Origin of the sequence: Paraburkholderia sp. CNPSo 3274 (genome assembly GCF_024206475.1) — a bacterium.
Lineage (GTDB): Bacteria > Pseudomonadota > Gammaproteobacteria > Burkholderiales > Burkholderiaceae > Paraburkholderia.
Genome location: NZ_JAMBPR010000138.1, coordinates 1 through 10,847, shown reverse-complemented (window position 1 = coordinate 10,847; position 10,847 = coordinate 1). Strand labels below are relative to the sequence as shown.

At 56.4% G+C, this 10,847-nt stretch carries 8 protein-coding genes and 3 pseudogenes; 7 read left to right on the top strand and 4 right to left on the bottom strand.

The window, feature by feature from the left end:
- Positions 1 to 630, top strand: a 630-nt coding sequence (locus M3I54_RS42300) for a transposase (RefSeq protein ID WP_254346211.1), incomplete at its 5' end; no start/stop codon positions are given.
- Positions 631 to 887: 257 nt separating this feature from the next.
- On the opposite strand, the pseudogene M3I54_RS42295 reads toward M3I54_RS42300, so the two are convergent.
- The 4 genes and pseudogenes from M3I54_RS42295 to M3I54_RS42280 form a co-directional block, all read right to left on the bottom strand.
- Positions 888 to 2,204: pseudogene (locus M3I54_RS42295) on the bottom strand (IS701 family transposase).
- Between the two features lie 790 nt (positions 2,205 to 2,994).
- A complete protein-coding gene (locus tag M3I54_RS42290) occupies positions 2,995 to 3,237 on the bottom strand; it encodes a zinc ribbon domain-containing protein (protein WP_254316843.1) in 243 nt (80 codons plus the stop codon).
- A gap of 12 nt (positions 3,238 to 3,249) precedes the next feature.
- Positions 3,250 to 3,831 (bottom strand): ankyrin repeat domain-containing protein, encoded by a 582-nt coding sequence (locus M3I54_RS42285; RefSeq protein ID WP_254316842.1) that lies wholly within the window; start codon positions 3,829 to 3,831, stop codon positions 3,250 to 3,252.
- A gap of 89 nt (positions 3,832 to 3,920) precedes the next feature.
- A complete protein-coding gene (locus M3I54_RS42280) occupies positions 3,921 to 4,529 on the bottom strand; it encodes a hypothetical protein (RefSeq protein ID WP_254346209.1) in 609 nt (202 codons plus the stop codon).
- Between the two features lie 436 nt (positions 4,530 to 4,965).
- Here M3I54_RS42280 and nifH point away from each other — a divergent pair, with 436 nt between their 5' ends.
- The 6 genes and pseudogenes from nifH to M3I54_RS42250 all read left to right on the top strand — a co-directional run.
- Complete coding sequence (gene nifH, locus M3I54_RS42275; protein WP_254346207.1) at positions 4,966 to 5,847, top strand: nitrogenase iron protein; 882 nt, start codon at positions 4,966 to 4,968, stop codon at positions 5,845 to 5,847.
- Between the two features lie 79 nt (positions 5,848 to 5,926).
- The gene (nifD, locus tag M3I54_RS42270) at positions 5,927 to 7,390 is read left to right on the top strand and encodes a nitrogenase molybdenum-iron protein alpha chain (RefSeq protein WP_254346205.1); all 1,464 of its coding nucleotides are present in this window, start codon (positions 5,927 to 5,929) and stop codon (positions 7,388 to 7,390) included.
- A 71-nt stretch (positions 7,391 to 7,461) separates the two neighbouring features.
- Positions 7,462 to 9,021: a nitrogenase molybdenum-iron protein subunit beta gene (gene nifK, locus M3I54_RS42265; RefSeq protein ID WP_254346204.1), complete on the top strand. Its 1,560-nt coding sequence runs from the start codon at positions 7,462 to 7,464 to the stop codon at positions 9,019 to 9,021.
- A 162-nt stretch (positions 9,022 to 9,183) separates the two neighbouring features.
- A pseudogene (locus tag M3I54_RS42260) lies at positions 9,184 to 9,940 on the top strand (IS5 family transposase).
- A 351-nt stretch (positions 9,941 to 10,291) separates the two neighbouring features.
- A pseudogene (locus tag M3I54_RS42255) lies at positions 10,292 to 10,639 on the top strand (ATP-binding protein); the annotation flags it as partial.
- Between the two features lie 12 nt (positions 10,640 to 10,651).
- Positions 10,652 to 10,847: transposase (locus M3I54_RS42250; protein WP_254346201.1), on the top strand; the 196-nt coding region annotated here is incomplete at its 3' end.

Below are 10,847 nucleotides of genomic sequence, written 5' to 3'. Positions count from 1 at the left end.
TCGCTGCTGGTGCTCCACAACCTGCGGCCCGAGCGAATCGGTGGCCGCGCGTGGGCGCTCTGGTGGGCGCAGCACACCACACAGCTGTTGCCAGCCCTGCGCGCCGAGATCGAACGCGAATTCGAACGGCTGTTGCTCGCTGCCAGGCAGATCAGGGCGCTCGAGGTACAGCAGCAGCGCGAGGTGCGCAGCGGTGCGCAACCCGCGATTGCGCGGCTCGCGCGCCTTGCGGGTATCGGCACCGGCAGTTCATGGGTCCTGATCAGGGAACTGTTCGGTTGGCGGCAGTTTCACAACCGCCGTGAAGTGGCCGGCTGCCTGGGCCTGGCCCCGACGCCCTATGCCAGCGGCACCAGTGAAGTTGAGCAGGGCATCAGCAAGATCGGCAACAAGCGAGCCCGATGGCTGATGGTGGAACTGGCGTGGAGCTGGTTGCGCTTCCAGCGCAGCAGCCAGCTAAGCGACTGGTTCAACGAGCGCTTTGCAGGCGGCGGCAAGCGTATGCGACGCATCGGCATTGTGGCACTTGCCAGACGTCTGGCGGTCGCGCTATGGCGCTATCTGGAATTCGGTGAGATTCCCCTCGGGGCAACCCTCAAGCCCCCTGCCAAGAAGGTGACAGCGACCTGAGTAGCCAACGTCGAGCGGCAACAGCGTTTGAAGGTTCGGCGCGCCCGGACAGTAAGCGGGTTACCTTCGCAGGTAACCGTAGTTCTAGATGGGGCGCGTCCATAAGGGGTGGTTCCAGCGCCTTGCGCATGCGGTATGTGGTGCCCGGTCTCGTGCCGGCACGGATAGAAGTTGGTCCGGTCACTACTGTCGTACAGCAAGAAAGCCATCGTTGCATGAGCCCTTGTCCAAGCAGGATGCGCAATGTAGTAATGGAATCAGGAACGTGGCGCTGAGCGCGCTGGACTGCCCCGGGGGATGTAATCCGAGGGAAGGGCAGGCAGCGCGCGTTCAAGGAAGTTTTTTTACCATGTCCCACCTGATTGCATTCTGAGTCGTTGAGCCATCAGAAACCCATACGCAGCGATACTCAGTGTGGCGTGATGGTGAAAGCCACGCCAGCCTCGTCCTTCATAATGACCGAGCCCGAACTCCTGCTTCAGGTCCTGATAGTCGCGCTCGATGCGCCAGCGCATCTTGGTCACGAACACAAGCTGCTCGAGGGTCGCCTCCTCGGGTGCAGTAGTGAGAAAATATTTGAGCGACTTCGTATCGCCATCAGGCCATTCAATAAGCAGCCATTCTTCGTCGCGAACGGCACTTCGCCAAGTGTCGCGATGTGCGGGACGAACCCGCACGGCGGCAAAGCGTAAGGAAAGTGCCGTGTTGCTGCCTTCCCGCCAGGTTACGGTCTGCCAGACGTCCACGGGTAATTGCATGACCAGCTCCTTCACCACAATCGGCTCGTGGCCGGGCGCACGGCGCAGCAATGCCGGTGGCTTGCCGCGCCCGCTCCAGGGCTTGGGTGGAAGCGGCGCAGTACCAGGTGCCCAAACAGAGGTGCCCGGCCGGATCCCTACCGCATACAACAAACCCAGTTCAATTACGCTTTCACGGAAAGCGGTTTCGTCGCCGTACCCGGCATCGGCGAGCACAATGCCCGGCACAACGCCGGATGCTATAGCCTCTCGAAGTTGGGCCAGCGCAATCTGTGGCTTGGTCTCGAAGGTGAGATCGTCAGGAATGCCCGCGCGACGCGCTCGTTCCCGGTCGTCAATCCATTCCTTGGGGACATACAGCTGCCAGGCAATCGGCAGGCTGCCGCGTTGCGTCGCGATCGACAGGCTCACGGCGATCCGGCAGTTATCCTGTTTGGCCAATTGCCCACAATATTGCCGCGCTACGCCGACCGAATGCTTGCCTTTCTTCGGGAAGCATGTGTCGTCAATAATCCAGTAATAGCCAGCCTCTTCAGCAGTGTGCAGGCCCAAGGCGGGCATCACCCATTCGCGCACCCGATGCAGAACCGCCCGGTCAGACCATTCTGCCTTGGCCACAAAATGGTGGAGTGACTGGTGTTTCGCGCTCGCGTGAAGGGGAGCAATATGCGCAGCCATTGGCTCGACGCTCTTGCGTGACAACGGCATTGCCAGGCCCGAACAGTAACCCTTGAGGCCGGCATGGCGATCGGCGTGCCCCAACGCCTGCGCTAGATGATTCAGATACGCGTCAAATTCGTCGACGTCTTCTCTCATCACGGTCGCCCAAAGTTTGTATTATTGAATACCACCAGGTATCACTACCAGTCATCGGTGGAGGCGCCTTTCTGTGATATGCAGCTACTGTCGTAAATCGACTAAGCTCTTCCAATGTGACTCTATTCAAGGGGACGCTGCCCGTACCACAGCCTCCCATATTCACACCATTTTGCAACTGTTCAGACGACCCTATCGATCGGCTGGATAGGTCACGGTTGAGGTTTGTCGCTGACGCTAACTGTGGAGGTGTCGCGATTTGCCTTATTTGATATCTCCGGACAACAGGTTGCTCCATCACCGGAACGCAGTCATAGGTTTGGTCGTTCGCAAGAAAACTCTTTGACACGTGTACTCCATTGTAACGTTCAATAATCGCTTGGCGCATCCCTTCGAAAGCAGACGGATCATTGATTTTGTATTTACGCGATATTGGGGGTTGATGATCTGACCCAAGAAACGCCCCTGATTCGGGCCAAGAGCGACCAATAAAATCCTGAGCGGCCGCAGCTCTCGTGTCAGCCATGAATCTGTCAAATGATTCAATATGGGAATCCACGCGCTGCGCGTATGCGGGCATTGTCCATGTCAATATCCCGGCCAAACACACAGAAGACACATACTGAATTGTGTTTGCAAGTCTACCGAGTTGTTTGTCGTTGCCGGGACTTACAGCGGGGAATTCTTGTATGCTGAGGTAAATAGACCGCGTCGACATATAATTTTCCTTGGAGTTAGCTTTTTTGCAAGGCAGATATGGAATTGCAGGCGCCAGCTCCTTGGGAGCGCTTCAAGGTCGATGCAATAATTGTACGCGCTCAGCCGCGGAATAATTGCTCAAATGCCCTTCACGAGCGGCCTGGCGGCGTGCTGCCGTAATGAGTGCCTTGTTGCGTGGAGGGGCGGACGGTGCGCTGACCTCCTTATCCAGCGCATTACCGCTGCAACGCGGACAGGACGCCAACGAATTGGCGCGTACGAGTGTCTCGAACCGTAAATTGCAGTTGCGGCATACATAGTCGTAAAGAGGCATGAGACGTTTTCCTCAATGCGCAAGGTTGTGCGACGGAGCATCATTGGCGAAACGCGACGATTCGCGCATGGCGTTTTTGAGTCGGTCTACCGTTAGCAGCAGCTGTAGTCCAAAATCCGTGGCCATGTCGAAAGCAGTTCGCCCATCTGGCGCGACCAAGCTGTCACTCGCACCAAGGGATATTAGCAACCACATGACGTCGACTCTGCCGCTGGCTGCTGCCTGCATCAGGCATGTGACGTCGTGCGCATTGGCATGATCCACATTAAGACCGGCACTGACCAACAGTAGAATCGGCTCGGGCGTTCCGTATAGACATGCGTACCATAGCGCATCGTTTCCGTCGTCGTCGAGCGCACGGACGGGTGCACCTTCGTCGAGCAACGCGGCGACGATACGGTATTCCCCATGCATCGCTGCGAGCATCAGCGGCGTTATGCCGTCAACGCTGCAGGAATGGGCATCCGGAAAGTCGTGCGCCGACAGCCATCTAGCGACTGACGAACGTGCACGAGTTTGCAGACCTTCATCAGCGTGCGGGAGGCTTTGACCGTTCCCTTTTCGACGGGCGGCAGCATCGATTAGCAATGCCATGGAAATTCTCCAGTTAGATTGCGTGAGCGTTGTGATAGCTTGTGTGCATGGGGGCGTCCTCATGAGGAGGCGCCGTGGCGAAACACAACTTAAACCGGTCTGTTTTCGTTAGGATCACGGACTGGACCCATCAGTTCGAGTCCCTGCGCGTAACTGATGGGATCGAAACACAAGTCGAACTTCGACCCTGCGTCGGCGACCGCATCGAGTTTTCCCGCAGTGTCCTTTTTCTTCAGCTCTGCCTTATCGAGATACAGGAGTTCAAGTGTTTCGTTGTAGACCGTCGATTCCACGATAGGCAGGACATAGAATACTGCGCCCTGATAGTGCGCCTGATAGCGACTCGAAAGATCGATGTTGTCGCAGAACAGAAAGTACTTTCCGTTTGGCGAGAGGGCGTCTCCCAACACTTCGGCGACGTCTTTCAGATGTTCGAAACTCAATAGCCACCCCGCGAAAAATAAGAGATGCGGGTCGCCGAGGTCGGCCACTGCCGTGACCTGCTCGCAAGACAGCTCAGGCGGGCGGGCTTCGTCAGCGAGTTGCGGTCCGAAGCGCAGCGCGAGTTCGCCGCGAAAACCGATGCGCCGAGGCGTACTGGTGGGGCCCTTGAACACTGCATTGAGTAAACGGCCCTCGAGCTGCAAGCGGGCGAAAACAGTCTGGTCAAGTTCCTTGTCGATAGTCATATAGTTCATTAGGTTTTCCTCTCAAGTTTGTATAGCTTGTGAAATGGCAGTGACAGTTCGTATTTGGTCAAGAAGCACGGAGTTTCGTATGCAACTTCCGTACCACCAATCCCTCTCTTAGTGGCCCACTGCCATTGACCGAGGCGGGCCGAATCAAATCTGGTTTGCGACAACAACGCACGGTTTGTCAGGAAGCCGACGCTGCGGACGTCGGTAGGCGCCATGCCGGCACGCTTGCTGAAAGCGCGATTTGCAATGCATTTCAACGACTCTGGAGCGTTGGCATAGAAACTGCTCTACAGCGATTCGCGCGGACACCATCCGGCCGATGCGTGACTCCACAGAAGAAGATCATATGGACACTGCACGCTGAGCGCATGATCGCGGCTTTGCAGCCTTGATTGGCAACCTTGGTTTAATCCTTCTATCTCAATGGAGTACCACGATGGCTCAACTTCGGCAGATCGCTTTCTACGGAAAGGGCGGGATTGGAAAATCGACCACGTCGCAAAACACGCTCGCGGCGCTCAGCGACCTCGGGCAAAAGATCCTCATTGTCGGCTGCGATCCGAAGGCAGACTCGACACGGTTGATACTGCATGCGAAGGCGCAGGACACAATTCTCTCTCTCGCGGCGGAGGCCGGCTCTGTGGAGGACCTCGAACTCGAGGATGTCATGAAGATTGGCTACAAAGACATACGCTGTGTGGAGTCGGGAGGTCCTGAGCCAGGTGTCGGCTGCGCGGGTCGCGGGGTGATTACATCGATTAATTTCCTGGAGGAGAATGGCGCCTACGACGGAGTGGACTACGTCTCATACGATGTGCTGGGCGACGTGGTGTGCGGAGGCTTTGCAATGCCAATTCGCGAGAACAAGGCACAGGAGATTTATATCGTGATGTCAGGTGAGATGATGGCTATGTACGCTGCAAACAATATCTCAAAAGGGATTCTCAAGTATGCCAACAGCGGTGGTGTGCGTTTGGGCGGCCTCATTTGCAACGAGCGCAAGACCGACAAGGAACTCGAGCTTGCGGAATCGCTCGCAGCGATGCTCGGCACACGTCTGATCCACTTCGTGCCGCGCGACAACATCGTGCAGCATGCGGAGCTACGCCGCATGACGGTGATCGAGTACGCGCCAGAGAGTGCACAGGCCGCCCAGTATCGCGCGCTTGCAGAGAAGGTGCATAACAACGCCGGCAATGGCGTGATCCCAACGCCGATCACGATGGACCAACTCGAAGATCTCCTGATGGAAAAAGGAATCATAGTGCAGGTCGATGAGTCGAAAGTTGGCAAGACAGCGGCTGAACCGACCGCCTGACGGCTGCGGGGATGACGGTTGCCGTGCGGCGTACGGCAACCGATTCCGGCAATCATATTTCTCCACTTATGGATATGCAATGACCGAAACGGTTGAACAACGTAAGGCGGCTAACAAGGCTCTCATTGATGAAGTGCTGCGAGCTTACCCCGAAAAGATGGCCAAGCGACGGGCCAAGCATTTGGGCACTTTCGAGCAGGGCAGGCCAGACTGTGGGGTGAAGTCCAACATAAAGTCGCTGCCTGGTGTGATGACGATTCGCGGCTGCGCATATGCCGGTTCGAAGGGCGTGGTCTGGGGACCGATCAAGGACATGATTCACGTCAGTCACGGACCGGTCGGCTGCGGCCAGTATTCGTGGGGTTCGCGCCGCAATTATTATGTCGGAACAACCGGAGTCGATACGTTTGTCACGATGCAGTTCACTTCTGACTTTCAGGAGAAGGACATCGTGTTCGGTGGCGACAAGAAACTCGACAAAATCGTCGATGAGATTCAGGAGCTGTTTCCGCTCAACCGAGGCATATCGGTTCAAACCGAATGCCCGATCGGTCTAATCGGCGATGACATCGAGGCGGTCTCGAAGAAGAAGAGCGCCCAGTATGGCGGGCACACAATCGTACCCGTACGCTGCGAGGGATTTCGCGGCGTATCGCAGTCGCTTGGGCATCATCTCGCGAACGATGCGATTCGCGATTGCGTGTTCGACCGGGTCGATCCGAATAAACATTCCGCGCTCGAGTCAACTCCGTACGACGTTGCGATCATCGGTGACTACAATATCGCTGGCGACGCGTGGTCAAGCCGCATTCTCCTTGAGGAGATGGGTTTGCGCGTTATTGCGCAGTGGTCGGGCGATGGTACGCTCGCTGAACTGGAGAATACGCCGCGCTCAAAGCTTAACCTGCTCCACTGCTACCGGTCGATGAATTACATCAGCCGGCATATGGAAGAGAAGTATGGTGTTCCTTGGCTGGAATACAACTTTTTCGGTCCTACCATGATTGAACGGAGCCTGAGAGAGATCGCGAGCCGATTTGACGACACGATCAAGACCAATGCCGAGAAGGTGATCGCCAAATACCGCCCGCTGATGGATGCGGTGATCGCGAGATATAAACCACGCCTCGAGGGTAAAAAAGTGATGCTCTTTGTAGGCGGCCTTCGCCCGCGCCACGTCATCGGGGCATACGAAGACCTCGGCATGGAAGTCGTCGGCACCGGCTACGAGTTTGCCCACAACGATGACTATCAGCGCACTACACATCACATTCACGACGGCACGCTAATTTACGACGACGTGACCGGATACGAATTCGAGCAATTCGTCGAACGCATGCGGCCGGACCTCGTCGGTTCAGGAATCAAGGAAAAGTACGTCTTTCAGAAGATGGGTGTTCCGTTCCGCCAGATGCACAGTTGGGATTATTCAGGACCGTACCACGGCTACGACGGATTCGCGATCTTTGCGCGCGACATGGACATGGCAATTTCGAGTCCTGTCTGGACTCTTTCCAAGGCGCCGTGGAAAAAAGCAGCGTGAGCTAGGCGGGCCGTTGGCGATACGGCCGTGTCGCCGGAAGGCTCTTCAGGAAATCGATTCAGGAGCGAGTCATGCCCCAATCAAGCGACAACATTCTCGATCACGAGCTGCTCTTTCGCGAGCCGGAATATCAGGCGCTTTTGCGCAACAAGAAGCAAAATTTTGAGTTCAACCATTCTGATGAGGCAGTGAGGGAGGTTGCAGAATGGACAAAGACTGAAGACTACAAGCAGAAAAACTTCGCGCGCGACTCGCTAACCATCAATCCAGCGAAGGCGTGCCAGCCTCTTGGGGCGGTATTCGTGGCAAACGGCTTTCATAAAACACTGCCGTTCGTGCACGGCTCTCAGGGCTGCGTGGCCTATTATCGCTCACACTTTTCGCGGCACTTCAAGGAGCCGACGTCGTGCGTGAGTTCGTCAATGACCGAAGACGCGGCGGTCTTCGGGGGCCTCAATAATATGATCGACGGTCTGGCGAATGCATACAACCTTTATAAGCCCGAGATGATCGCCGTATCGACGACCTGTATGGCAGAGGTCATCGGTGACGACCTCGATGCATTCATCAAGAATAGTAAGCAGAAGGGGAGCGTTCCGCAAGGCTACGATGTGCCGTTCGCTCATACGCCCGCGTTTGTCGGCAGTCACGTGACGGGTTACGACAATGCTCTACTGGGCATTCTCAAACACTTCTGGGACGGCAAGGCCGGTACCGCAACACCACTCATACGTGTGCAGGACGAGAGCGTAAACTTTATCGGTGGCTTTGACGGTTTCGTGGTGGGCAACATCAAGGAGGTTCGACGTATCTTCGATCTGTTCGGCGTGAGCGTCAACATCATCTGCGATCCTTCCGACACATGGAATACACCGACGGATGGCGAATTCCGCATGTACGATGGTGGGACCACGAAGGAAGAAGTTGAACGTGCACTGAATGCGAAAGCAACGTTCATTTTCCAGGGGTATTGCTGCGAAAAGACGGCGAAGTTTATCGCTGAACATGGCCAAGAGGTAATTGTGCTTAATTCGCCAGTCGGCGTTGCTGGTACCGACCATTTCCTCATGGAGATATCACGTGTCACGGGCCAACCGATTCCACCTGAACTGGAAAGGGAGCGGGGGCAACTCGTTGATGCAATCGCGGACAGTCAGGCTATTCTCCATGGCAAACGCTATGCACTCTACGGCGATCCCGATCAGATGCTAGGTTACACGCAATTCCTGCTCGAGCTCGGTGCAGAGCCGGTGCATGTTGTGTCGACAAACGGTAACGACGGCTGGGCAGAGAAGGTCAAGGCGTTGTTGGACGCGTCGCCGTACGGTGCGGGATGCAACGCCCATCCGAAGCGCGATCTCTGGCATCTGCGCTCGCTGCTATTTACCGAACCAGTCGATTTCCTGATCGGCAACACTCATGGGAAGTACCTGGAGCGTGATACGGGGACACCGCTAGTGCGACTCGTGTTTCCTATTTTTGACCGGCATCACTATCACCGTTTTCCGACGTGGGGGTATGAGGGAGGATTGCGCGTTCTATTAGCACTACTGGACGAATTCTTCGAAAAGCTCGACGCGAGTACGGTCGATATTGCGAAGACTGATTACAGTTATGACATTGTTCGCTGATGGCAGAATGGTTGTTGCCTAGGCTTGGTTTGCCCAGCCCCTCGACGTGGGCCATCGTGCGCGGCCGCTCGGCAGAGTGCGGTCCGCACGACTTTTTGACTAAGGGCTGTTTACATTCGATGAAATGTGTTTACATCTTGTCTTTTGCGCGAGCGGGCCAAGATGATTCGAACGTTATTGAGCGATGAAGTATGGGCCCGAATCGAATCCGTCTTGCCGGGCAAAGAAGGCGATCCAGGGCGAACGGCGACCGACAATCGTTGGTTTGTCGAAGCTGTCCTCTGGATCGGCCGGACCGGCTGCCCGTGGCGCGATTTGCCGAAGGCGTTCGGCCGATGGCATACGGTGTACATGCGTTTCTCCAGGTGGCGTCGCAAGGGTGTGTGGGAACGCGTGATCCTCGCCGTGGCCGACGAAACCGAGATCAAGCATGTGTTGATCGATTCGACCATCGTGCGCGCACACCAGCATTCGTCCGGAGCTCAAAAAAAACGGTCCGCAAGCGCTCGGTCGCTCGCGAGGTGGACTGACCACCAAGTTGCACCTGGCCGTCGATGACGCCGGACGCCCCCTGCGGTTGATTGCCACCGAGGGACAAGTTTCCGATATTTCGTGCGCGAATGAACTGGTTGAGCATTTGCGCACCGGTGCGGTCATCGCTGACAAGGGCTACGACTCGAACGCCTTTGTGGAGAGTATCCGCACTACGCGTGCGAAGGCCGTAATCCCGCCGCGTTCGAACCGCAAGACCAAGCGTCGCTATAGCCGTGTGCTGTATCGGACCCGGAACATCGTCGAACGCTTTTTCAGTCGTATCAAACATTTTCGTCGTGTCGCCACTCGCTACGACAAACTCGCAGGGAACTATCTCGCCTTCGCTTCGCTTGCCTGTGCCTTTGGACCGCTGATGAAAATGTGAACAGAACCTAGTTTTCCACAGCACCCAGGTATGACCGCGCTCCGTCGTCCGATTCGCATCTATCCTCTAAAAGCCCCTGCTCGAAGTTGCAAATCTCGATGAATTAACTCGATGCAATTAGAGAAGGCAGCGGCAGTAAGCCCGACTGGTGTAAAGGAGGATTCGCACACTCATCTTCTCTGAGGAGCACGCAAATGGACGCGTCTGACACATCCCTCCGAGGGAGAATACGACGCTAGGTGGCCGCCTGCACATGGCATTTGAACTGGGCGAGAAGACTGGAAGCTCTCACTGGGTGATGGACGGCGAGCCGCTGGCCATGCGTGATGTGATCGCAGAACTCAGGAGCTACGTATGCAAGGCATAGCCGCTGCCTCGAGTAAACTGCTGGAACAGGGCGAGCTTGAACAGTCAACGGGGCGGCGGTCGCTTGAGCAGTTGCTTGCCGCTGAGAGCGTTGATCGGGCCGTGCGCGTGGTCAACCACCAGATGTGGTTGGCGAAGTTCCCGGTGGATCGCGATCTGGGTGGGTTCGACTGCGACGGCTCGCCAGTTTATCGCAAGCCCGGTATGCGTCGATCCAGCGCAGTTGCGACTCGTGCTCGGCAGGCTGATGCCAGCATGATTGCTCGCCCAGCGGTACTCACATATGGCTGGCAACTGAACCGCCCCGGGATTTCCGGAGGCTCCACTTCTTGAGAAAATGGAGCTATGGAAAACACCAAGAAGAAGTCCCCAAGGTACTCGCCGGAAGTTCGTGAGCGGGCTGTGCGAATGGTACTGGAACATCAGGGCGACCACGAATCGCAATGGAAAGTGATCGCCTCGATCGCAGCGAAGCTGGGCTGCTCGGGCGAGACGCTGCGTAGCTGGGTGCGCAAGGAAGAGCGGGATCGGGGTTTGCGCC

Bases quoted from the DNA above. Each gene is read 5' to 3' on its own strand.
- M3I54_RS42290 (WP_254316843.1), bottom strand. From the start codon at position 3,237: ATGCCTCTTTACGACTATGTATGCCGCAACTGCAATTTACGGTTCGAG.
- M3I54_RS42285 (WP_254316842.1), bottom strand. From the start codon at position 3,831: ATGGCATTGCTAATCGATGCTGCCGCCCGTCGAAAAGGGAACGGTCAA.
- M3I54_RS42280 (WP_254346209.1), bottom strand. From the start codon at position 4,529: ATGAACTATATGACTATCGACAAGGAACTTGACCAGACTGTTTTCGCC.
- nifH (WP_254346207.1), top strand. From the start codon at position 4,966: ATGGCTCAACTTCGGCAGATCGCTTTCTACGGAAAGGGCGGGATTGGA.
- nifD (WP_254346205.1), top strand. From the start codon at position 5,927: ATGACCGAAACGGTTGAACAACGTAAGGCGGCTAACAAGGCTCTCATT.
- nifK (WP_254346204.1), top strand. From the start codon at position 7,462: ATGCCCCAATCAAGCGACAACATTCTCGATCACGAGCTGCTCTTTCGC.